This is a genomic window from Sphingomonas insulae (assembly GCF_010450875.1).
Lineage (GTDB): Bacteria > Pseudomonadota > Alphaproteobacteria > Sphingomonadales > Sphingomonadaceae > Sphingomonas > Sphingomonas insulae.
In genome coordinates, this window is record NZ_CP048422.1 from 1,736,850 (window position 1) to 1,759,400 (window position 22,551).

Annotated in this window: 18 protein-coding genes; 14 read left to right on the forward strand and 4 right to left on the reverse strand. The window is 68.1% G+C overall.

Features of this window, described 5'->3' with window-relative positions; all coding sequences use genetic code 11:
• The first annotated feature begins 230 nt into the window (after positions 1-230).
• Positions 231-3,296: a TonB-dependent receptor domain-containing protein gene (locus tag GTH33_RS09805; RefSeq protein ID WP_249054842.1), complete on the forward strand. Its 3,066-nt coding sequence runs from the start codon at positions 231-233 to the stop codon at positions 3,294-3,296.
• 122 nt (positions 3,297-3,418) lie between these two features.
• Positions 3,419-4,387, forward strand: a complete 969-nt coding sequence (gene trxB, locus GTH33_RS09810) for a thioredoxin-disulfide reductase (protein WP_163958244.1) — start codon at positions 3,419-3,421, stop codon at positions 4,385-4,387.
• 347 nt (positions 4,388-4,734) lie between these two features.
• On the opposite strand, the gene GTH33_RS09815 is transcribed toward trxB, so the two are convergent.
• From GTH33_RS09815 to GTH33_RS09825, 3 genes are read right to left on the reverse strand one after another with little or no spacing between them, the layout of a single operon-like run.
• A complete protein-coding gene (locus GTH33_RS09815; RefSeq protein ID WP_163958245.1) occupies positions 4,735-5,508 on the reverse strand; it encodes a hydrolase 1, exosortase A system-associated in 774 nt (257 codons plus the stop codon).
• A complete protein-coding gene (locus GTH33_RS09820; protein WP_163958246.1) occupies positions 5,496-6,188 on the reverse strand; it encodes a hypothetical protein in 693 nt (230 codons plus the stop codon). The genes GTH33_RS09815 and GTH33_RS09820 overlap by 13 nt, the downstream gene beginning before the upstream one ends.
• A gap of 13 nt (positions 6,189-6,201) precedes the next feature.
• Entirely contained in the window at positions 6,202-6,474 is a 273-nt protein-coding gene (locus tag GTH33_RS09825; protein ID WP_163959870.1) for an acyl carrier protein, read from the reverse strand.
• A gap of 84 nt (positions 6,475-6,558) precedes the next feature.
• Between GTH33_RS09825 and GTH33_RS09830 the strand changes: the two genes are divergently transcribed.
• Together GTH33_RS09830 and GTH33_RS09835 are read left to right on the forward strand one after the other, a co-directional pair.
• The gene (locus tag GTH33_RS09830; RefSeq protein ID WP_163958247.1) at positions 6,559-8,055 is read left to right on the forward strand and encodes an AMP-binding protein; all 1,497 of its coding nucleotides are present in this window, start codon (positions 6,559-6,561) and stop codon (positions 8,053-8,055) included.
• The gene (locus tag GTH33_RS09835) at positions 8,052-9,266 is read left to right on the forward strand and encodes a pyridoxal-dependent decarboxylase, exosortase A system-associated (protein WP_163958248.1); all 1,215 of its coding nucleotides are present in this window, start codon (positions 8,052-8,054) and stop codon (positions 9,264-9,266) included. The genes GTH33_RS09830 and GTH33_RS09835 overlap by 4 nt, the downstream gene beginning before the upstream one ends.
• On the opposite strand, the gene GTH33_RS09840 is transcribed toward GTH33_RS09835, so the two are convergent.
• Entirely contained in the window at positions 9,267-9,722 is a 456-nt protein-coding gene (locus tag GTH33_RS09840) for a DUF4879 domain-containing protein (protein WP_163958249.1), read from the reverse strand.
• A 154-nt stretch (positions 9,723-9,876) separates the two neighbouring features.
• Between GTH33_RS09840 and GTH33_RS09845 the strand changes: the two genes are divergently transcribed.
• Genes GTH33_RS09845 through GTH33_RS09890 form a run of 10 tightly spaced genes read left to right on the forward strand, consistent with a single transcriptional unit; the run spans position 9,877 to position 22,543 of the window.
• Positions 9,877-10,521, forward strand: coding sequence for an XrtA/PEP-CTERM system exopolysaccharide export protein (locus tag GTH33_RS09845; RefSeq protein WP_163958250.1), 645 nt, complete (start codon positions 9,877-9,879; stop codon positions 10,519-10,521).
• A gap of 11 nt (positions 10,522-10,532) precedes the next feature.
• Positions 10,533-12,044: an XrtA system polysaccharide chain length determinant gene (locus GTH33_RS09850; RefSeq protein ID WP_163958251.1), complete on the forward strand. Its 1,512-nt coding sequence runs from the start codon at positions 10,533-10,535 to the stop codon at positions 12,042-12,044.
• A 17-nt stretch (positions 12,045-12,061) separates the two neighbouring features.
• Positions 12,062-13,114, forward strand: coding sequence for an AAA family ATPase (locus GTH33_RS09855; RefSeq protein ID WP_163958252.1), 1,053 nt, complete (start codon positions 12,062-12,064; stop codon positions 13,112-13,114).
• Positions 13,111-14,715 (forward strand): hypothetical protein, encoded by a 1,605-nt coding sequence (locus GTH33_RS09860; RefSeq protein WP_249054844.1) that lies wholly within the window; start codon positions 13,111-13,113, stop codon positions 14,713-14,715. Before GTH33_RS09855 ends, GTH33_RS09860 begins: the two co-directional genes overlap by 4 nt.
• Positions 14,716-14,725: 10 nt before the next feature.
• On the forward strand, positions 14,726-16,063 hold the full coding sequence (locus GTH33_RS09865; RefSeq protein WP_163958253.1) for an ExeA family protein: 1,338 nt from the start codon (positions 14,726-14,728) through the stop codon (positions 16,061-16,063).
• Positions 16,053-16,904: an XrtA system polysaccharide deacetylase gene (locus GTH33_RS09870; RefSeq protein ID WP_163958254.1), complete on the forward strand. Its 852-nt coding sequence runs from the start codon at positions 16,053-16,055 to the stop codon at positions 16,902-16,904. The genes GTH33_RS09865 and GTH33_RS09870 overlap by 11 nt, the downstream gene beginning before the upstream one ends.
• A 2-nt stretch (positions 16,905-16,906) precedes the next feature.
• The gene (locus tag GTH33_RS09875; protein ID WP_243848325.1) at positions 16,907-17,947 is read left to right on the forward strand and encodes a FemAB family XrtA/PEP-CTERM system-associated protein; all 1,041 of its coding nucleotides are present in this window, start codon (positions 16,907-16,909) and stop codon (positions 17,945-17,947) included.
• Complete coding sequence (locus GTH33_RS09880; RefSeq protein WP_163958255.1) at positions 17,947-19,155, forward strand: TIGR03087 family PEP-CTERM/XrtA system glycosyltransferase; 1,209 nt, start codon at positions 17,947-17,949, stop codon at positions 19,153-19,155. The genes GTH33_RS09875 and GTH33_RS09880 overlap by 1 nt, the downstream gene beginning before the upstream one ends.
• Positions 19,152-20,657 carry an exosortase A gene (xrtA, locus tag GTH33_RS09885; protein WP_163958256.1) on the forward strand — a complete coding sequence of 502 codons (1,506 nt, stop codon included), beginning with the start codon at positions 19,152-19,154 and terminating at the stop codon, positions 20,655-20,657. Before GTH33_RS09880 ends, xrtA begins: the two co-directional genes overlap by 4 nt.
• Positions 20,657-22,543: an XrtA/PEP-CTERM system amidotransferase gene (locus GTH33_RS09890; RefSeq protein WP_163958257.1), complete on the forward strand. Its 1,887-nt coding sequence runs from the start codon at positions 20,657-20,659 to the stop codon at positions 22,541-22,543. Before xrtA ends, GTH33_RS09890 begins: the two co-directional genes overlap by 1 nt.
• The last annotated feature ends 8 nt before the right edge of the window (positions 22,544-22,551 follow it).

The following is a 22,551-nucleotide window of genomic DNA, read 5'->3' on the forward strand; positions in this document are numbered from 1 at the left end:
TACCACCAGTGCAAAATTGGTATTGTTTTGATCGTTTCCTCATGAGACCATTATCGACATTACCATAGTCGACGATCGAATCGGCGGGATAAAAGGTTAGATACGCTGACATGTGACGATGACCTGTCGGTTCATCGGAAGATATGCTGCGTCCATTGTGTTCCGGATAAACGATGGGTGCTTCACCATCGTGCCGGGATGTCTAGACGCATCGAATGATAACGGGGGAAATGACGATGGCTTTCAAGGAATTACTTGCGACGACCTGCTGTCTGGCGGCTTTGCTGGCAGCGCCGGCACAGGCGCGGACCACGACACCGGCGGCCGGGCAGGATCAGGACGAGGCCGCGATCGGCGACCCCGTCGCGTCGGCCAAGCTGGCGGCGGACCGCGCTCGCATCGATGCCCCGGCCGACCGCGACGAGATCATCGTCACTGGAACGCGCATCGTCCGGCCGAACACCCAGTCCGCCGCGCCGATCACCACGGTCACGACCGCCGATATCGCCGCCCAGGGTGCGGTGACGGTCGAGGACGTGATGAACCGGTTGCCGCAGGTGCAGGCCAATTCCGAACAGAATTACGCCGAATCCGACGGGCGCCAGCGCATCAAGCTGCGCAACCTGGGATATGAGCGGACGCTGACGCTGCTCGACGGCCTGCGCCTCGGGCTCCAGAACGGCCTCGACGTCGGTGTCATCCCGACCGCGCTGATCGAGCGGATCGACGTGCTCAACGGCGGCGCATCGTCCGTCTATGGTTCGGACGCGATCTCGGGCGTCGTCAATTTCATCCTCAAGAAGAATTACGACGGGATCAGCCTCACCGGCAATTACAGCTTTTTCAACCACGATAATCGGCAGAATGCGGTGACCGAGGCGGCCGGCCGCGCCTTCTTCCCGGTGCGGACCGGGATGGCGAACGACGGCGGGCGTGTCGACGTATCGTTGACCGCGGGCAAGTCGCTGTTCAACGGCGACGTCAACGTCAGCGGCTTCGTCAACTACCGCCAGTCGGATCAGGTGTCGCTGGACGACCGTACGACATCGGCATGCGAGGTGTCTCAGGTCGTCGCGACCGGCGTACTGAACTGCACCAGAAGCACCTATACGCAGGCGGGTACGATCGTGCCCCAATCGGGCGCCAATGCCGGGCGGACGCTGGTCAACAACCCGGATGGCTCAGGCACCTTCGTCAACTTTAATTCCGGCCCCGGCACGGCCACCGATCCCTTCGACAACCTGCCGTTCCAGCGCTCGTTCAAGCGGATCAACGCCGGCGGCTTCCTCAGCGCACGTCTGTCGGATGATATCGAACTATATTCGACCGCGCTGTTCTATCGCGACAGGTCGTTCAACACGCTGCCGAACCGGGTGTTCTCGTTCACCGCCTATGGATCGACGCCGTTTCAGGTGAATTGCGACAATCCATTCCTTTCCAGCAGCCAGCGTACGACGTTGTGCGGTGCGCAGACGACCGGGACGGTTCCGCTTGATGTGCGGTACCGGTTCGACGGCTTGCCCCCGGTCGAAACCCGCTACGAAAATCAGGGTGTGCGAATTTCCGGCGGCCTGCGGGGACGCGTGCTCGACGACGCGTGGAGCTATGACGTCGCGGGCGTCTTCTCGCGCAACAAGGGCACCACCAATTATCCGGGCTTCCCGGATTTCGCTCGCGTCAACCGCTCGCTTAACGTGGTGAACGTCAACGGCACGCCGGCTTGTGTCGCACGCGCGACCGATCCAGCCTGTGTTCCGTTCAACGCGTTCATCCCCAACAACAACAGTGCCGCGGTCAACAACTATCTGTTCACCGATGTCGACGGGACGGAGGGCAATGTATCCCAGCTCTGGCAGGTGCTGGCGGTGCTGAGCGGCAACCTCGGCAAATACGGCATCACCTCCCCCTTGGCCGATCAGGGCGTGGCGGTGGCGTTCGGTTCCGAATTCCGTGCCGAACGTTTCACCAGCACGGCGGACCAACAATTCCGCCAGACCAACGGCGGCACCGACGCGACGTACCGCCAGAACGTTTTCGAAGTGAACGCCGAAGTGCAGGTGCCGCTGATCGAAAAGCGGCGATTTACCGAACTGCTCCAGGTCAACGGCGGCTACCGCGTCTCGAAGTATAATCGGCTCGATGGAACGTTCAACACGTGGAAGGTCGAGGGGCTGTGGGCGCCGATCGCCGACGTCACCTTCCGCGGTTCCTACAACAAGGCCCAGCGCGCACCGACGGTGATCGAGGCGGTGCAGGCGAGCAATATCAACTATGTGACGAACGGATCGCGCAACGATCCGTGCGCCTCGCGCCCCGATCCCAACTCGGCCAACCCTAACGTGCGGCTGCCGGCGACGGCATCGTTGCAGCAATGTCGTCTGACCGGACTGCCGGACAGCTTCTACAACACTGCCGCGATCAGTTGCCCGGACCAACTCTGCACGATCCGCAACGGTGGCTTCGGCCTGACGCCGGAGACCGCATACACCACGACGTTCGGCGTCGTCCTGCGGCCGCGTTTCCTGAAGGGGCTGACCATCTCGGTCGATCGTTTCCTGATCAACCTCAACGACTCCATCGGCTATTTCAGCGCCAACGACTTCCTGAACGGATGTCTGACGACGGGCCTGGACTATTATTGCCGGGGCGTCGTGCGGAATCCGGGCAGTTTCACGCTATCCAGTCCACCGGCCGGCAATCCGACGACCGGCTATATCGCGCAAGGGACCAGCAACGGCTATCGATCGAAGTCGCACGGTTGGGATTTCCAGGGTCAATATACCCTTGGGCTCGGTGGTGCGGGATCGCTGGATCTGAGCTTCAACGGTTCGCTGATGACGCTGGCGGGCGGTCAGGATTCACCGGACGCCGTGCCGCGCAACTGTGTCGGCTATTACGGGCCCGGTTGCGGGGAGAGCCTGCCGAAATGGAAGCATGGCCTGCGCACCACCTGGACTTCGCCTGACAAGGTGATCAACCTCTCGGTCAACTGGCGGCACATCGCTCCGATGACGATCGCCTACAATGCCGATGCCAGCACCGGCATACCGATCGACGCACCGCAGCGTCGCCGATTCTTCACCGGCGTCGATGCGTATGACTACATCGATCTGTCGACGAGCTTCGATATCGCCAAGAGCTTCACGCTCCGCATTTCGGTCAACAATCTGTTCGATCGCGATCCGCCGGTGATACCGGATTCCCGCAACCTGCTGGGATTGCTGCGGAACAATACGATGTACAACTACGACCTGTTAGGTCGGCAGATCGTGGCGGGTGCATCCGTTCGCTTCTGACGAGGACGGCTCCGGCCGGCTCGAAAGCAGGCCGGAGCATGACGGATGATTGCTGTGGTTCAAATTCGGGCTCCGATCGCCTAGATCAGGGCTCGAATCTTTTTCCGACAGGCACCCGTTTCATGACGACTCATACCACGCGCATGCTGATCCTCGGTTCCGGACCGGCCGGGCTGTCGGCCGCGATCTACGGCGCGCGCGCAGGGATGGCGCCGATCGTCGTGCAGGGCATCCAGCCGGGTGGCCAGCTGACGACGACCACGGACGTCGAGAATTATCCGGGCTTCGCCGACGTCATCCAGGGCCCCTGGCTGATGGAGCAGATGCAGAAGCAGGCCGAACACGTCGGCACGCGGCTGATGTGGGACACGATCGTCGAGGTCGACCTGTCCGGCCGGCCCTTCCGGCTGGTCGGCGATGGCGGCGATGTCTACGAAGGCGACGTGCTGGTCATCGCTACGGGGGCACAGGCCAAGTGGCTCGGCATCGAGAGCGAAGAGGCGATGAAGGGCAAGGGCGTCAGCGCCTGCGCGACGTGCGACGGCTTTTTCTATCGCGGCAAGAAGGTCGCGGTGATCGGTGGCGGCAATACGGCGGTCGAAGAGGCGCTGTACCTCACCAACCATTCCGACGACGTGACGCTGATCCATCGCCGCGACACCCTGCGGGCCGAACGCATCCTGCAGGAGCGGCTCCATGCGCATCCCAACATCACGGTGTTGTGGAACAAGGAAGTCCGCGAATTCGTCGACGGCGGCGGCAATGCCGGGCTGGTCGCGCTGGCGCTGGAGGACACGCAGACCGGCGAAACGTCGCGGCTGGACGTCGAGGGCGGCTTCGTCGCGATCGGCCACCATCCCGCGACCGAACTGTTCCGCGGTCATCTGGCGCTTGACGACGACGGCTATATCGCGGTGGAGACGGGATCGACCCGCACGAGCGTGCCGGGCGTGTTCGCCTGCGGCGACGTCGCCGACAAGGTCTATCGCCAGGCGGTGACGGCGGCCGGCACCGGCTGCATGGCGGCGCTCGACGCCGAACGCTTCCTCGCGGCGGCCGAGTTCGAGGAACTGGCCGAGGCGGCCGAATAGGGGCCTTGGCGCGGTATAAAGCAGAGCGATTCACGCGGAGGCGCGGAGACCCGCTGCCGCAGGCTATCGCCCACTCCCCGACGTCGACGGAAATGGACCGGGCATGCCGCGAGGCGCAACTACTCCTCGCCTCCGCGCCTCCGCGTGAACATCATTCTTCACGCCTTCGCTACGCCCGGTCGACATGCAAGCCTCAAACGGGTTCATGGGCCCGCGCAACCCTCGTCATCCCCGCGCAGGCGGGGATCCATACGCGCCAACGCACGAAATCCAGCTGAATGCGGTGCGTCTGGGGGTTCCCGCCTGCGCGGAAACGACGGAAATAGGGAATGTCGATCCGCCCTCGATCAATCGCTCAGTCCATCGGCGAGTGCGCCCAACACCACGCCCCGCAGCGCGCGCTGATCCTCATCCCGTGCGAAGCTGTGCGACGCGGTGTCCATCCGCAGCGCCGGCAGATGGCGGGCGACGGCGCGATAGGCTTGCGCCGTCGCGTCGCCAGTGGCGAGGATCACCGTCGCCCGGTCACCCCAGCCCTCGATTCCCGCCACCACCCGATCGGCGAGCGCCTGCGGCGGCGTGGTCGATGCCTTCCGCAACCCCCGGATTGCCCTGGGAAGATCGATGCGGCCGGTAAGCAGCCTCGTCCAGGCGCGCGGATCGGTCAGCCGCTGGCGATAGGTCGCGCGAATGGCGGCGGCGGCGGGCAGGTTGTCGGTCTCCTCGACCGTCCACGGGTTGGCGAGCACCAACGAACCGAGTCCCGCCTCGCGGCCGAACAGCGCGAGCGTGCTGGCCGCGTCGCAATTGCCGAAACCGACGATCCGCTCGACCCCGGGCACGGCTGCGCGAAAGGCATCGGCTGCGGCGAGCAGGTCGTCGCGCGCAGACAGGAACCCGCCATTGGTGCCGGTCGAATCGCCGATGCCGCGACGGTCGTAGCGGAACACCGGATGACCCGCCGCCGCCACGTCCGCCGCCAGCAGCGCCATGCCGCGATGCGCGCCGCACCGGATTTCGTTGCCGCCCGACACGATCAGCAGGCCGGTCGTACCGGGCGCTACATCCAGCGTCCCGACCAGCGTCTCGCCCGCGCACGGAAAGGCGATCAGGCTTCGCATGCGGCGATCCAGGCGGCGATGTCGTCGGCGAGCATGGCCACGAGGGCGGGATCGTCGCCGGGCTCGGACCGCCGCCACAATGGCGCGGCATCCACTTTGCGGTCGGCCTCGGCAGGATCGCTGGCGAGGCGGACGACCCTGACCGGCCGATCGGTGGCAGCGCAGGGCGCGGCGGCGGACAGGAACGACAGCAGCCGGCCGGACAGGCGGTTGCCGGCGATCTCCACCGGGTCCTCCGCCGTCATGGCGTCGATACCGCCGCTGTTGCCGGCGGCGCGCCAGGTGCGGTGCAGGTCGCGGAGCAGCGCATCCCCGGTCTGCGGGCTGAGATACCACCGGCCCCGATGCCCGGCGCGGCGGTCGAGCAGCGCCCCGCTGCGGATCCCGATCGCATAGGTTGGGCGCGCCGGCGCCACCGCGGCCAGCGCCACCTGCATGTCGGCGAGCGTCATGCGCTCGATCGGCGCCACGCTCTCGTTCTGGCCCGGCACGTCGGGCAGCAGGCCGGCGATCCCGCGTGCCGCCAGCGCGCGCAGCAGCGCGACGACGAAGGTCCGCGTCCGGTTCGCCTCCTCGAACAGCGGCAAGGCGGCGACGACCGCAGGCCCGGTATCGGGACCGAAGCGCAACAGCGCCTCGCGGCCGCCGGCCCATGTGTAATGATCGATGCGCGGAGCCATGCCGGGCGGCAGGCTAGACGAGCGCCTTGTCGGCGGCAAATGCGGTCAGTGCGCCAAAGGTTTCGAGCATGTCGCCATCCACCTCGTCGTCCTCGATCAGGATGCCGAGCCGGTCCTCGATCTCGGTGAGGACACCCGCGACCGCCATCGAATCGAGCTCGGGCAGTGCGCCGAACAGCGGCGTCGTCGCATCAAAGGCGGCGACGCGCTCCGCGCTCAGTCCCAGCACGTCGGCCAGCACGGCACGGACGGTCGTTTCGACGTTCTGATAGCCTTCGGGGAGCAATGCGGCGGCCCTGATCGGTTGCGTGTCGCGATCCGTTAGAGGCTGGGGCTGCATTCGGCAACGGGGTGGCGCTATGAGGGGGGCATGGTGCCGCTCGACCCAATGCCCCGACCGATCGATCACGTCCTGCGCGGCCGCGCGGACGACCCGGCGCTGATCGAACGCGCGCGCACGTGGAGCTACGTGGAACTGGAGGCCGCGGTGGGAAGCGCGGCCGCATGGCTGGCGGCGCAGGGCCTAGGCGCCGGCGACCGTATCGCGACATGGTTGCCCAAGACCGCACTCGCCTGTGTCATGCCGCTGGCGGCGGCGCGGGCGGGGCTGGTGCACGTACCCGTCAACCCGGCGCTGCGCCGCGCCCAGGTCGCGCATATCCTCGCCGACAGCGGCGCGGCCCTGCTGGTCACGCAGGGCGCCCGCGCCACGACGCTGGAACCTGGCGACCGGCCCGACGGATGCCGGCTGGTCGAGGACGCGGCCGTGCCGCTGACGGGCGGCGGCCCCGGCCCGTCGCAGGGCGATCCGCAGGCGCTGGCGGCGATCCTGTACACCTCCGGATCCACCGGTCGTCCCAAGGGGGTGATGCTGTCCCACGCCAACCTCTGGCTGGGCGCCGTGTCGGTCGCGCATTACCTGCGATTGTCTCGGGAGGATCGCGTGCTCGGCGTGCTGCCGCTGTCGTTCGATTATGGCCAGAACCAGCTGCTGTCGTCCTGGTATGCCGGTGCCGCGGTCGCCCCGCTCGATTATCTGACCGCGCGCGACGTGGTGAAGGCGGTGGAGCGGGTCGATGCGACGACCCTTGCCGGGGTGCCGCCGCTATGGGTGCAATTGCTCGATGCGGAATGGCCGGCGGCGACGGCGGCGCGGCTCCGCCGGCTGACCAATTCGGGCGGCGCGCTGACCGGGCGATTGGTGCACGGCCTGCGCGCGCGCTTTCCGCAGGCGGACGTGGTGGCGATGTACGGACTGACCGAAGCGTTTCGGTCGACCTGGCTCGATCCGGCGCTGATCGATACGCATCCCGACGCGATGGGCCGGGCGATCCCCTTTGCCGAGGTGATGGCGGTCAAGGCCGACGGATCGCGCGCGCTGGGCGAACCGGGCGAACTGGTCCATGCCGGGCCGCTGGTCGCACAGGGCTATTGGCGCGATGCGGAACGGACCGCGGCACGGTTCCGGCCGGCGCCGGCCTGGGCAAGGAGCGGCGGCATCGCGGTCTGGTCGGGCGATACCGTCATCGAAGCGGATGACGGCCTGTTCCGCTTCGTCGGCCGCGACGATGAGATGATCAAGAGCGCGGGCAACCGGATCAGCCCGCTCGAAGTGGAGGAAGCGGTGCTGGCAGGCGAGGAAGCGCGCGAGGCGGTGGCGGTGGGCGTCGCCGACCCGCGGCTGGGACAGGCGATCGTCGTCGTCGTGGCAGGCGACGCGGCCGACGAAGCGGCGCTGCGCACACGCCTGCGGGCGCTGCTGCCCAGCTTCATGCAGCCGACCCGTTACGAATGGCGCGACGCCTTGCTGCGCAACGCCAACGGCAAGCTGGACCGTGCGGCGATCCGCGCGGCGGTGACCGCATGAAACCGATGGGGCCGCTGCCGCCCGAATTCGCCGGTCAGTCGGGGCCGCTGACCATCGCCGGCGTGGCCGCAACCGATTGGGCGGCGGACACGCCGGTCTTCGTCTACGACGCCGCCATCGTCGCTGCGCGCGTCGCCCGGTTCCGTGCCGCCTTCGCCGGCATCGACCTGCATTATGCGATCAAGGCCAATCCGCTGCCGGCGTTGCTGGAACGGGTCGCGCCGCTGGTCGATGGCCTCGATGTCGCATCGGGGGGCGAACTGGAACTGGCGCTGGCGGTGAAGCCGGCGACGGCGATCAGCTTCGCCGGCCCCGGCAAGCGCGATGGCGAACTGATCGGCGCGATCCGGGCGGGGGCGACGCTCAACGTCGAATCGGAAGGGGAGGCGGAGCGGGCGCTGCGGCTGGGCGACGAACTGGGCGTCGCGCCGCGGCTGGCGGTACGCGTCAATCCGGACGTGGAATTGCGCGGATCGGGGATGAAGATGGGCGGCCGGCCGTCCCCCTTCGGTGTCGACGCGGTGCGCGCCGCCGCGCTGGTGCGGCGGATCGTCGCGGGCGGCGCGGACTGGCGCGGCTTCCACATCTACGCCGGCAGCCAGGCGTTGGATGCCGGCGCGATTATTGACACACAGGCAGCGACGCTCGCTCTGGCCGAGCGACTGGCGGACGAGGCGGGGCACCGCCCGCCGCTGGTCAATCTGGGCGGCGGCTTCGGCATCCCCTATTTCGCCGGCGACGTGCCGCTGGACATCGAACGGGTCGGCACCGCGCTGACCGCGGCGGTGGCGGACAGCGCATTGACCGCGGCGGGCACGGGTTATGCGATCGAACTCGGCCGCTGGCTGGTCGGGGAGGCGGGCGTCTACCTGACCCGCATCGTCGATCGGAAGGAGAGCCAGGGCGAAACCTTCCTGGTGACCGATGGCGGCCTCAACCATCAGCTGGCCGCATCGGGCAATTTCGGCACCGTCGTACGCCGCAACTATCCGCTGGCACTCGCCCGCGACGTTGGTGGTACGCCGATTGAGGCGGTGTCGGTGGTCGGGCCGCTGTGCACGCCGCTCGACCGGCTCGGCGATCGGATCGGCCTGCCGCATGCCGACCCGGGCGATCTGATCGCGGTGTTCCTGGCGGGAGCCTATGGCGCCACGGCCAGCCCGGCGGGCTTCCTCGGCCATCCGCCTGCGCGAGAGGTCGTCGCCGGCTAGTCAGTCGATCGTGATCTCGCTGGTCAGCGTCACCGCAGGCAGGTTGGCCGACGTGTCCTGGACCATCACCGACGTGCCGCGTGGCAGCACGCCCAGGTGATAGGTCGTCTCCACCCCCGTCGTCGTCTCGCCGGGCTTGCACGCCCCGGCGGTGACGGCCGGTCCGCACAGCGCGCGGGTGGTGGACGGCGGCATCGCGACGGCGCCGTTCAGCCGGATCAGCCGGGCGCGGCCGATGCCCTTGCCGCGCACGACGACGGTGACCGGCCCGGCATGATGCCGCGCCGTTTCGCGCTGGTCGGGGGCGATCCGCTCCGCCTGGCTGGCCGAGGTCACGGCGACGATCTGCAATTCGGTCAGCGGCGGTGCCGACTGGCCGACGGCAGGAGCTGCAACGACGCCGAGGCCGACGAGGGTGGCGAGGGCGGCAAGGGTGGTGGGCAGGGTGCGGATCATGCCTCTGGTTCTAATCCATTGCGGTGACGGGGGAAGGGGCGGTATGGAGCCCGTGGTGACCAGGCGTTCCTAACGCTATATTCACCTCTCCCACCGCATAGCGTTCTGGAAGCCCGTGCTGCGCTCCGGTGTGGTGGGCCGCCAGGAGAAGACTATGCGTTCCGGTGTTCCCGTCCGTGTCCTGCTTGCCGTCGGTGCCGCCGCATCGGCGCTGTCCGGCTGTTCGAGCGGCAGCGGCCATCCGGAACTGCCGCCGGCGTCCTATGTCGCGAGCAAGGAACAGCCGGGCGAGGAATATGTCATCGGTCCGCTCGATCAGCTCAACGTGTTCGTCTGGCGCAATCCGGAACTGTCGGCGAAGATCCAGGTGCGCCCCGACGGTCGCATCACCACGCCGCTGATCAACGACATGCCCGCGGTCGGCAAGACGCCCTCGATGCTGGCCGCCGACATGAAGCAGGCACTGGGTCAATATGTGAAGGACCCGATCGTCTCCGTCATCGTCGAGAATTTCTCCGGCACCTACAGCCAGCAGGTCCGCATCATCGGCGCGACCGAAAAGCCGGCTTCGATCCCGTATCGCGCCAATATGACGCTGCTCGACGCGATGATCGCGGTCGGCGGGCTGAACCAATATGCCGCGGGCAACAAGGCAAAGCTGGTCCGCCACGATCGCGATACCGGCAAGCAGAGCGAGTATCAGCTGAAGATCTCGGACCTCCTGAAAAAGGGTGATTCGAGCGCCAACGTCAGCCTTCAGCCGGGCGACGTCATCATCATCCCCGAATCCATGTTCTGAGAGCGTAGCGGATGAACGGCATCTACGACGAAGTGCGGCTGGCGCTGCATGCGATCTGGACGCGGCGCTGGCTGGCGCTTGCGGTCGCCTGGGGCGTGTGCGTGGCCGGCTGGTTCGTCGTCAGCCAGATGCCCAGCCGCTACGAATCGCGCGCGCGCGTCTTCGTGCAGATGCAATCGATCCTGCCGGCGTCGATGGATGCCCCGGCGCAGACGCAGCAGAAGGATGTCGACACGATCCGCCAGACGCTGATCAGCGCGGTCAATCTGGAGAAGGTGGTGCGCGGCACCGACCTCGCCCAGACGGTGTCGAGCGATCGCGACGTCGCCGATCGCGTCGCCGGCCTCGCCACCGCGATCAAGGTCGAGAGCCAGCAGGACAATCTGTTCCAGATCACGACGACGGCAAGCAGCCCCAAGCTCGCCCGCGCGATCACGCAGAAGCTGATCGACATCTTCGTGGAGCAGAATCTGGGCCGCGACCGCAGCCAGACCACGCAGAGCCTCGACTTCCTCAACAAGCAACTCGACCAGTTGCAGAAGCAATTGTCGGACGCGGACGCCAAGAGGTCCGATTTCCAGACGCGCTATCTCGGATCGCTGCCGGGTACCGGCAGCGTCAGCGATCGCATCGGCGCCTCGCGCAGCCAGATGGCGCAGGTCGACGGCGACCTTGCCGCGGCACAGTCCAGTCTCGCCGCGGTGCAGGGCCAGATGGCCGGCACGGCGCAGACGATTCCCGGCATGGGCGGGGCTGCCGCCGGGCCGGCACGCGCCGCCCTGAACGCCATCCAGGGCCAGCTCGCCGATGCGCGGGCGCGTGGCTACACGGATCAGCACCCCGACGTCATCGCTCTGAAGCGGCAATTGTCCGCGGCGCAGGCGGCGGCCAGGGGCGAGCCGTTGGGCGGCGGCACCGCGGGCACGCCCAATCCGCTGTACCTGTCGCTGCAATCGATGCTCGCGGACAAGCAGTCCGCGGTTGCGGCGCTGCGCATGCGCAAGGCCCAGTTGCAGGGCGACCTCGATCAGCTCAACGCCAAGCTGTCGGGGGATCCGGAAGTCGCTGCCGAACAGGGCCAGATCGATCGCGACTATCAGGTGCTGAAAGACCAGTATGACCAGCTGCTGACCCAGCGCCAGCAGATCGCGTTGCGCGGCCAGGCGCAGACGCAGACCGACAACGTCAAGTTTTCCGTCATCGATCCGCCGACGATGCCGCGGGCACCGACCGCGCCCAACCGGATGCTGCTGCTGACCGGCGTGCTGATCGCGGGGCTGGCGGCGGGTGTCGGCGCCGCCTTTGCCCTGGGGCAGTTGCGGGCGACGTTCGCGACGGGGCCACGCCTTGAAAAGGCCACCGGCATGCCGGTGATCGGGTCGATCGGCGAAGTGGTGACGCGGGTGCAGGCAGATCAACGTGCCAGGCGGCTGAAGCTGTTCATGGGCGGGGCCGCGGGGCTGGCGGCGGCTTACGTGCTGTTGCTCGGCGTCGAGGTGCTTCAGCGCGGCATGGCGGCGTGACCGCGGGGAAAGACGACATGATGCACGAACCCATCCGCCGTGACTCGCTGCTCGAACGCGCTGCCAGGACCTATGATTTCGGTGCACAGCTGCGCGCCCGGGCGCCGCAGCATGCGCCGGTGCCGGACGTGGCGGACGTGGCGGACGTGCCGGAAGCCCGCCCGGTCATCGCGCCGGTCGTGCCAATCGCCGCGGCGCCACCGGTCGATACGCCCGATGCGCCGGAGATGGACGCCACCTTTTTTGCGATCCCGCCGGAATTGCGCGCACCGGTCGGACACGAGCTTCCGGACTCCTTCTACGATACCCCCGAACTCACCGATATCGCGGGGATCGACCGCGGCATGCTGGCCGAGGCGGGGATGATCGTGCCGGGCGCGCCGGTCGGGCCGCTGGCGGAGGAATTCCGGCTTATCAAGCGGCAGCTGCTCATTACCCGCGAACGCGTGGCGCAGGCCGCGAACGGTTCCGGGCAGGCGGACAAGGCGCGCACGGCATTGGTGTGTTCGGCGCGGCCGGGCGACGGCAAGACGTTCTGCGCCGTCAACCTGGCACTCTCGATGGCGGCCGAACGCGACACCGAAGTCCTGCTGGTCGATGCCGATTTTGCCAAGCCGGATGTGCTGGCGCAACTCGGCATGGCGGAACAGCCCGGATTGCTCGACGCGCTGGCGGACAGCCGCATCGATGTCGAAAGCCTGGTGATCCGTACCGATGTGGGCGGTCTGTCGATCCTGCCTGCGGGGACCAAGACGGCAACCGACACGGAATTGCTCGCATCCGCGCGGACCCGCACCGTGCTGGCTCGCCTGCTCGAAGCCAATCCGCGCCGCATCGTGATCTTCGATTCGCCGCCGGCGCTGGCGGCATCGCCGGCGGCGGTGCTCGCGATGCTGGTGGGGCAGGTGATCCTCGTCGTGCGCGCCGATCGCACGCCGGAAACCGAATTGCGCGAAGCGGTGCAGCGCCTCGATGGCTGCGACGAGATCGCGTTGGTGTTGAACGCCGTATCGTTCGTGCCGGGGGGGCATCGCTACGGCACCTATTACGGGCAGGAGACAGGCAAGTGATCCGGCTTCTATCCGTCGGCGTCGCGCTGGGCGCGCTGATCGCCGGCACGACCGCGCAGGCGCAGAGCCGCAGGGTACAGGTGACGCCCTATATCGAGGTCGGGCAGGTGCTCGACGCCGATCTGAACAACGGCGACGTCCTCACCTATTCGACCATCGCGGCCGGCATCGACGTCGCTGCCAGCACCGCGCGCGTCACCGGGCAGCTGTCGTACCGCTACGAGCGCCGGATATCGTGGGACGACGACATCGGCGACGATGACATCCACACCGGCCTCGCCCGCGTCTCGGCGCACGTCGCGCGGGGGCTGACGCTGGAGGCGGGTGGCATCGCGACGCGGACCCGATCCGACATCCGCGGCGCCGCGCCGGGCGTGCTGGTCGGCAACGTCGACAACATCAGCCAGGTCTATGCGGTCTACGCCGGCCCGAGCTACGCGACGCGTGTCGGGCCGGTGGCCGTCAACGCGAGCTATCAGGCCGGCTATACCAAGGTCGAGAGCCCCAGCTTCACCGCCGTCCCGCCAGGGCAGCCGCGCCTCGACTATTACGACGATTCGTTCGGGCAGGTCGCCGGGATCAGCGCGGGCGTGCAGCCGGGACAGATCCTGCCCGTCGGCCTGACCGCCAGCGGTGGTTGGGAGCGCGAGGATTCGGGCCAGCTCGATGGCCGGTACGAGGGCTGGCGCGCGCGCGGTGACGTCCTTGCGCCGATCTCTCCCTATGTCGCGCTGACCGGCGGCGTTGGCTACGAACGGATCGAGACGAGCAGCCGCTCTGCCCTGACCGACGCCGCCGGAGCACCGGTCGTCGATCGCGACGGCCGCTTCGTCACCAACGATGCCTCGCCGCGCCAGATCGCCTATCGCACCGATGGCGTCTATTACGATGCCGGCGTGGTATGGCGTCCCAACCGGCGCACGTCGGCGGAAGCGCATGTCGGCAAGCGCTACGGATCGCTCAGCTATACCGGCCTGCTGACGTATCAGGCATCCGAGCATGTCGGTTTCGCCGCCGACGTGTACGACAGCGTCACCACCTTCGGCCGTCAGCTGCGCACCGGCCTGTCCAACCTGCCGACCAATTTCATCTCGACGCGCGATGCGTTCACGCAGCAGTTCAACGGCTGCGTCTTCTCGACCAGCGGATCGACGCCCGGCGGCTGCCTGAACGACGTGTTCCAGTCGATCTCCACCGCCAGCTATCGTGCCCGCGGCGCGGATGCGGTGCTGTCGGTGACGCGCGGCCGCTCGATCTACGGCGGCGGCGTCGGCTATGCCAATCGCAAGCTGTTCAACCGCCAGAGCGTCGCCGGCGTGACGCTCTACGGGATCGAGGACGAAAGCTATTACGGCCAGCTGTTCTTCAACCGCACGCTGACACCCGTCTCGACGGTCGATGCCAACCTGTTCGTCAATTACTACGAATCGGGCCTGGCGCAGTCGCTCGGCGTCTGGTCGTATGGCGGCACCGCCAGCTACGGACACAGCTTCGGTCGCCTGACGACGACCGCGAGCGCAGGCGTTTACGCCTTCGATACCGGTGACGTGGATACCACATGGTCGGCGCAGGCTTTGCTTGCCGCGCGCTACTCGTTCTAAGGGTCTCAGGATGTACGACGAGCATTTTGGCCTGACCGGCCGGCCGTTCCAGCTGACGCCGGATGCGCGGTTCTGGTACGAAACCGCGACGCACCGCAAGGCGATGGCGTACCTTGGCTATGGCCTCGCACAGGGCGAGGGCTTCGTCGTCGTCACCGGCGATATCGGCGCGGGCAAGACGACGTTGGTCGGGCATCTGACCGGCATGCTCGACCCCGCGGCGCTCAACGTCATCACCATCGTGTCGACCGCGATCCCCGCCGACGACCTGCTCCGCATCGTCGCGACCGGATTGGGCGTCGACCCGTCCGGCCTCGCCAAGGCGCAGCTGCTGACCGCGATCGAACGCGGCCTGCACGCGGTGGCGCGCACCGGGCGGCGTACGCTGCTGATCGTCGATGAGGCGCAGGCATTGCCGGTCGATGCGCTGGAAGAATTGCGCATGCTGTCCAATTTCCAGGCGGGCGGCCATGCCTTGTTGCAGATCCTGCTGCTCGGCCAGCCCGAATTCCGTGAGCGTCTGCATGGCTCCGACCGGCTGGAACAGCTGCGTCAGCGCGTCATCGCGATCCATCATCTGGAAGCGATGGAGCCGAACGAGGTGTCCGACTATATCGCCCACCGACTGTCGGTCGTTGGCTGGCAGGGGCGTCCGGATTTCGCCGACGATGCCTTCGAGGCGATGTATCACGGGTCGGGCGGGGTACCGCGGCGGCTTAATCAGCTCGCCGGGCGGGTGATGCTGCATGCCGCGATCGAGGGGCTGGAGATGATCGACGGGCGGGTGGTGCGCGGCGTGCTGCGCGATCTCCACGCCGATTTGCCGATGCTGGCCGTCGATGCACCGCCGGCCGCGGAGCCCGAGGCGGCGGAACCCCTGCCGCAACCCGTTGTGGCGCCTGAACCCCTGCCGCAATCCGCAGCAGCGCCTGAACCCCTGCCGCAATCCGTTGCGGCGGCTGAGCCGGAACGGGAAATCAGGCCGATCGTGGAAGAAACGACGGTCCGCCGTTTCGTGCCGCGCACCGTCCAGTGGCTCGAGCCCATCGACGAACCGGAAGCGGCCGAAGAGGGGATCGAGACAGGGGACGCCGACCCGGCGCCTGCCGATCCCGCACCAGAACCGGCGTCGATGTCGGTGACCGAGGAACGTATCGCAGCGCTGGAAGAGCGGATCGCGGAGCAGGAGGCGGCATTGCGCCGCGTGCTGACGCTGCTGGTCGACTGGGTCGAGGCGGATCGCGGCGAAGTTGCCGCGGCGGCCTCCGCGATGGTGGCCGGCGCTGCCGAGATCAACCCGGATCACGTTCCCATCCGCGCTCCGGCGGCGTGGGACCATGCCGCGTAATCCGCTCAACGGCCTGTCGGTCGATGTCGAGGAATGGTTTCAGGTCGGCGCCTTCGAACGCGTGATCGCCAGGGCGGACTGGGATACTCATGCCAGCCGCGTCCAGGCGAATACCGGCGTCGTGCTCGACCTGTTTGCGGAAACCGGTGTGAAGGCGACGTTCTTCACCCTCGGCTGCGTCGCGGAGCGCCACCCGCAACTGGTGCGCCGGATCGCCGACGCCGGGCACGAGGTGGCGAGCCACGGCTATGACCATCAGCGCGTGTTCACGATGGACCCGGCGGCGTTCCGCGCCGACCTGCGCCGCGCGCGGACAGCGCTGGAGGATGCGGGCGGGCAGGCGGTCACCGGCTATCGCGCGCCGAGCTTTTCGATCGACACCCGCAACCTGTGGGCGTTCGAGGTGCTTGCCGAAGAAGGCTATGCCTATTCGTCCAGCGTCGCGCCGGTGCGCCACGATCATTACGGCTGGCGGGATGCGCCGCGCTACGCATTCCGCCCGTTGAAGGATGCCGCGCTGATCGAACTGCCCGTGACGGTGGCGAAGATCGGTGACAGGCATCTGGCGACGGGCGGCGGCTTCTTCCGGCTGCTACCTTCGGCGCTGACCGACTTCGCGATGCGACAGGTGAACAGCGAGGGCCATGGCGGCGTCTTCTATTTCCACCCGTGGGAGGTCGATCCCGACCAGCCTCGCGTCGCCGACGCGCCATTGCGGTCCCGGGTGCGGCATTATTCGCGGCTGGGCGCGATGGCCGGCAAGTTACGCGGGCTCATCGCGCGGCACGACTGGGGCCGGGTCGATGCGGTAGTGGCGCGCGAAGCGGCCCTGCTGTCGTGACGATGCCGCTGCTGGCGATGCCGCTCGGCGTTCGCGAAGCGACGCTGTCGGACGTTGCCGAAAGCGGCGCGGTCGACGCCTTCGTCCGGGCGCAAGACGGTGCGACGCCGTTTCACCTGACGGCGTGGAGTCGCGCCATCCAGCGTAGTTGCGGCCAGCGCGCGCGGTATCTGATCGCCGAGCGCGGCGACGGGCGGATCGTCGGCGTGCTGCCGCTGACCGAGATGCGATCGCCGCTGTTCGGCAAGGCGCTGGTGTCGACCGGTTTCGGGGTCGATGGCGGTGTGCTGGGCGATGGCGTGGACGCACTGGCGTCCGGCGCGTGGGAATTGGCACAGCGGATCGGATGCCCCGGCGTCGAGTTGCGGGGTGGACCGGCACCGTCGGGTTGGGAAACGGACGATACCGCCTATCTGGGCTTCGTACGCGATCTTGCCACGACCGAAGAGGGCGAGCTGCTGGCCATCCCGCGCAAACAGCGCGCGGAGGTGCGGCGATCCCTCGGTTTCGATCTGGAAGTGGTTACCGGGGGCGAGGCGCTGCTCGCCGAACATTATCGCGTCTATGCCGAATCGGTGCGCAACCTCGGCACGCCGGTATTCCCGGCGGCGCTGTTCCGCAGCGTCGCGGGCGCGATGGACGCCGACGTGCTGACCGTCCGCCATCGGGGGCGCGCGGTGGCGAGCGTGCTCAGCCTGTATTTCCAGGGCATTGTCTATCCCTATTGGGGCGGCGGGACCGCGGCCGCGCGGGCGCTGCGGGCCAACGACCGCATGTACTACGCACTGATGAACCATGCGCGCGGCCGCGGCTGCAAGCGGTTCGATTTCGGCCGGTCGAAAACGGGCACCGGCGCGGCGGCGTTCAAGAAGAACTGGGGCTTTACGCCATGTCCGCGCAGCTACGCGACGCGCTCAGCCGGCGCACCGCGGCAGGTCAATCCGCTCAACCCGAAATACGCATTGATGGTGCGGACATGGCAGCGGCTGCCGCTACCGGTCGCAAACCTGCTGGGGCCGTGGATATCGCGCGGGCTGGGGTGATGGACCTCCTGTTCCTCGCCCACCGCGCCCCGTTTCCGCCCGACCGCGGCGACAAGATCCGCAGCTATCACGTGCTGCGTTATCTCAGCGCGCGGGCACGGGTGCATCTGGTCGCGTTCGGCGAACGGGCGGCGGATTTCGACGTGCCGCCCGCCATCGCGGAACGGCTGGCGAGCGTTGCGATCGTTAGGCGCGGCAAGCCTCAGCCTGTGGCGGCACTGGAAGCGCTCGCCCGTGGATCGCCGGTGTCGCTGACCGCCTTCGGATCGCCGGCGATGCGCGCTGCGGTGGCGGCGGTGCGCGCCGATGCGGTCTACTGCTTTTCCGGCCAGATGGCGCAATATCTGACCTTTGACGGACCGACGGTCATGGATTTCGTCGACGTCGATTCCGCCAAGTTCGCCTGCTTTGCGGACCAGGGGTCATGGCCGCTACGCTGGATGATGCGGCGCGAGGCGCGGCTGCTCGGCGCATTCGAGGGCCGCGTATCGGCCAGGGTCGGCGCAAGCGTGTTCGTCAGCGATGCGGAGGCGGCGCTGTTCCGTGCCGGTGGTGGCACCGGCAGGGTGGTGACGGTCGAGAACGGTATAGACGCGTCCGCATTCGACCCCACGTCCGTCGCGCCCGTCACGTCCTTCCCGTCGCAGGCGTCCGACCGCCGGTCCGGGATGGCGGGCGGGAAGGGCGGGTCCCCCCTCATCGTCTTCACCGGACAGATGGATTATCGCCCGAATGTCGAGGCGGTGACCCGGTTTGTCGCCGACGTGTTGCCGCGTCTCCACGCGGTCCGGCCGCACCTGCGCTTTGCGATCGTCGGTCGCGCGCCGACCCCGGCCGTGCAAGCGTTGGCCGGCGACAGCGTGATCGTCACCGGTGAGGTCGACGACGTGCGTCCCTGGCTCGCGGCCGCGGCCGTGTGCGTCGCGCCGCTCCAGCTGGCGCGCGGCATCCAGAACAAGGTGCTGGAGGCGATGGCGATGGCGCGGCCGGTGGTGGCGTCGGGCCCCGCGGCGGAGGGCATCGATCATGGCGGCACCCTGCGGGTCGCGCGCGATGCCGCCGACCACGCCGCGCACATCCTCGCCCTGCTGGACGATCCGATTGCGGCAGCGGCCCTCGGCGCGGCTGCGCGTGCGCGCGTGCTGGCGCGCTACGACTGGGATGCGCGGTTGGCGCCACTGGATGCGCTGCTGGGGCTGGAGGCATGACCCCTGCACAGGCGTGGCGACGGCATGGTATCGCGCTGGCGATCGTCGTCGCCGCGGTCCTGCTGCTGTTCCGCGACGACGTCGTCCGGCTGGTATCGATCTGGTGGACCAGCACGACCTTCGGGCATTGCCTGTTCATCGGCCCGGTGATCGGCTGGCTGGTATGGCAGCGGCGGCGCGAGCTTGCCGCGCTGACCCCGGTCGCATGGTGGCCGGGATTGGCGCTGGTCGGGGCGGGCGGTATCGGCTGGCTGATGGGCGATGCGGGCTCGGTCAGCTTCGCGCGCCAGTTCGGCGTGATCGTCATGCTGCAGGGCGTGGTGGTGACGCTGCTGGGACCACAGGTCGCGCGCGGGCTGATGTTCCCCTTGTGCTACGCCGTGTTCCTGGTGCCGTTCGGGGAGGAACTGGAAGCGCCGCTACAGGCGGTGACGGTGCACATCGTCATGCCGTTGCTGCATCTGGTCGGCGTGCCCGCCGAATCCAACGGCGTGCTGATCCACGCCGGCCGTTATTATTTCGAGGTGGCGGAGGCGTGTTCGGGCGCCAAGTTCGTCATCGCGATGCTGGCGTTCGGCGTGCTGGTGGCCAACGTCTGTTTCGTCTCGTGGCGGCGGCGCGCCTGGTTCATGGTGGCGGCGATCGTGGTGCCGGTGATCGCCAACGGCCTGCGCGCGTTCGGCACGATCTACGCCGCGCACCTGACCAGCGTCGAATCGGCGACCGGCTTCGACCACGTCGTCTACGGCTGGCTGTTCTTCGGACTGGTGATGGCCGCGGTCCTCGGCATCGGCTGGCGTTGGTTCGACCGGGCGCCGGATGCGCCGGTGTTCGATCCGGCGGCGCTGGCACCGCCGCGCCGCGGCCTGCTGGCCTTGCCGCTCGCGGCGGTGCTGGCCGTCGGCGTAGCGGGCCTCTGGCCGGTGTGGAGCATTGCCATCGCCCATCGCGCGACCCCGTTGCCCGCGCATATCGACCTGCCTCAGGTCGCCGGCTGGGATCGCGCGCCGCTCAGCCGTGCCGCCCCGTGGCAGCCCTATCATCCCGGCGCCGACCATGTCCTGTTCGGTCGCTACGTCCGCGGCGGCGCGGCGGTCGACCTCGCTATCGCGGTGTTCGGCAGTCAGGGCGAGGGGCACAAGCTCGGCGCATTCGGCACCGGGGTGATCCGCGAGGAGGATCGCTGGGTCCGCATCGCGGATGCCGCGCCGATCGCCGGCGGATCGGCGCTGCGGATGACCGCACCGGGACCTGCAGGACATCCGGTGGAGCGCATCGTCGCGACATGGTACGTCGTCGGCGATACGGTAACGGCGGACGAACGCGTGGTGAAGATCGAGACGATGAAGGCAAGGCTGCTCGGCGGTCCGCAACGCGCGGTGGCGGTGCATCTGTCGGCGGAGGCGACGCCCGGCCGCGATCCGCGTGCGGACATCGCCGCCTTCGCCGCCGCGCTCGGTCCGATCCCCGCGCTGGGCGACCGCGCCGCCGGGCTGCGCTGATGTGCGGCATCGCGGGTATATTCCATCCCGGAACGCCCAAGCCCGTGGATCCCGCCCGTATCGCCGCGATGATCGCCGCGCAGGCGCATCGCGGCCCCGATGGCGAGGGCATCTGGACCGCGCCGGGCGTCGGGCTGGGCCATCGCCGCCTGTCGATCATCGACCTCGCCGGCTCGCCCCAGCCGATGCAGGCGGGCGCCCTCACGGTCACCTACAATGGCGAAATCTACAACTTCGCCGAACTGCGCGCCGAACTGGAATTGAAGGGCGCGCGCTTCGTCACCGGCGGCGATACCGAGGTGCTGCTGCACGGCTGGCGCGCCTGGGGTCCGGCGATGCTCGACCGGTTGAACGGCATGTTCGCCTTCGGCCTTCACGATGCGGACGCGGGGACGCTGTTCCTGGCGCGCGATCGCATGGGGGTGAAGCCGCTGCACTATGTCGAACTGTCCGACGGCAGCCTGGCGTTCGCCTCCGAACTGAAGGGCCTGCTCGCGCATCCCTTGCTCCGCCGCGTGCCGGACGTGACCGCAATCGAAGACTACCTCACCTACGCCTACATCCCCGACGATACGTGCATAGTCGCAGGCGTGAAGAAGCTGCCGGCGGGGACGTTCCTGCACGTCCAGCGCTGGCAGGGCGTGCCGCGACCCAGGCGCTGGTGGGACGTCAGCTTCGCCGACCGTTCGGCGGGATCGGCGAAGGCGCTGGGCGAGGAACTGCTGTCGCGGATGCGCGATGGGGTACGCAGTCGGATGGTCGCGGACGTGCCGCTAGGCGCGTTCCTGTCGGGCGGCGTCGACAGTTCCGCGGTCGTCGCCCTGATGGCGGAGGCGAGCAAGGCGGCGGTCAAGACCTGCACGATCGGCTTCGATGAGGCGGGACATGACGAACGTGCGCACGCCGCCGTCGTCGCGCAGCGGTTCGCGACCGACCATCACGTGAGGGTGGTGCGGTCGGAAGACTTCGGCCTGATCGACACGCTGGTGCATCATTTTGACGAGCCGTTCGCTGACGGCAGCGCGCTCGCGACCTATCAGGTCGCGGCGCTGGCGCGGCAGAGCGTTACCGTAGCGCTATCGGGTGATGGCGCGGACGAGGCGCTGGCGGGATATCGCCGCTATCGCTTCCAGGCAGCGGAGGAACGGGTGCGTGGTTTGCTGCCCGACCGATGGCGGACCGCGGCGTTCGGGACGCTGGGACGCTATTATCCCAAGGCCGACTGGGCGCCGCGCCCGCTCCGCGCCAAGGCAACGCTGCTGGCACTCGGAACCGACGGCGACGAAGCCTATGCGCGTGCCGTGGGGGTGACTGCGCCCGACCTGCGCGCCCGGCTGCTCAGCCCGGAAGCGCGAGCCGGATTGCAGGGCCACCGCGCCGAGGATCGCTACATCGCCGCGATGCGCGCGGCGCCGGCCCGCGATGCGCTCGACCGGGCGCAATATGCGGACGTCAAGATCTGGCTGCCCGGCGATATTCTGACCAAGGTCGATCGTACCAGCATGGCGGTGGGGCTGGAAGCACGGGAGCCTCTGCTCGATCATCGGCTGGTGGAATATTGCGCCACCCTGCCGGTCGGAATGCGGTTGCACCGGGGAATCGGCAAGTGGCTGATGAAGCGCAGTCTGGAACGGTATCTGCCCCGCGACATCCTGTACCGGCCCAAGATGGGGTTCGTTACCCCGATCAGCGCATGGTTCCGGGGACCGCTCGCCGCCGAGGCCGAGGGGCTCGCACGATCCAGGACGCTGGTCGAGAGCGGGTGGTTCGACATGAAGACGGTGGCTCGGCTGGCGGAGGATCACCGGGCCGGACGCATGGATCATGGCCGCACCCTGTGGCAATTGCTGATGCTGGAGCGCAGCGCGAAGCGGCTGTTCGGCTGAGGCGGCGT

Coding starts and splice junctions, on each gene's coding strand:
- GTH33_RS09805 (WP_249054842.1), top strand. CDS start 231: ATGACGATGGCTTTCAAGGAATTACTTGCGACGACCTGCTGTCTGGCG.
- trxB (WP_163958244.1), top strand. CDS start 3,419: ATGACGACTCATACCACGCGCATGCTGATCCTCGGTTCCGGACCGGCC.
- GTH33_RS09815 (WP_163958245.1), bottom strand. CDS start 5,508: ATGCGAAGCCTGATCGCCTTTCCGTGCGCGGGCGAGACGCTGGTCGGG.
- GTH33_RS09820 (WP_163958246.1), bottom strand. CDS start 6,188: ATGGCTCCGCGCATCGATCATTACACATGGGCCGGCGGCCGCGAGGCG.
- GTH33_RS09830 (WP_163958247.1), top strand. CDS start 6,559: ATGGTGCCGCTCGACCCAATGCCCCGACCGATCGATCACGTCCTGCGC.
- GTH33_RS09835 (WP_163958248.1), top strand. CDS start 8,052: ATGAAACCGATGGGGCCGCTGCCGCCCGAATTCGCCGGTCAGTCGGGG.
- GTH33_RS09840 (WP_163958249.1), bottom strand. CDS start 9,722: ATGATCCGCACCCTGCCCACCACCCTTGCCGCCCTCGCCACCCTCGTC.
- GTH33_RS09845 (WP_163958250.1), top strand. CDS start 9,877: ATGCGTTCCGGTGTTCCCGTCCGTGTCCTGCTTGCCGTCGGTGCCGCC.
- GTH33_RS09850 (WP_163958251.1), top strand. CDS start 10,533: ATGAACGGCATCTACGACGAAGTGCGGCTGGCGCTGCATGCGATCTGG.
- GTH33_RS09855 (WP_163958252.1), top strand. CDS start 12,062: ATGATGCACGAACCCATCCGCCGTGACTCGCTGCTCGAACGCGCTGCC.
- GTH33_RS09865 (WP_163958253.1), top strand. CDS start 14,726: ATGTACGACGAGCATTTTGGCCTGACCGGCCGGCCGTTCCAGCTGACG.
- GTH33_RS09870 (WP_163958254.1), top strand. CDS start 16,053: ATGCCGCGTAATCCGCTCAACGGCCTGTCGGTCGATGTCGAGGAATGG.
- GTH33_RS09875 (WP_243848325.1), top strand. CDS start 16,907: ATGCCGCTGCTGGCGATGCCGCTCGGCGTTCGCGAAGCGACGCTGTCG.
- GTH33_RS09880 (WP_163958255.1), top strand. CDS start 17,947: ATGGACCTCCTGTTCCTCGCCCACCGCGCCCCGTTTCCGCCCGACCGC.
- xrtA (WP_163958256.1), top strand. CDS start 19,152: ATGACCCCTGCACAGGCGTGGCGACGGCATGGTATCGCGCTGGCGATC.
- GTH33_RS09890 (WP_163958257.1), top strand. CDS start 20,657: ATGTGCGGCATCGCGGGTATATTCCATCCCGGAACGCCCAAGCCCGTG.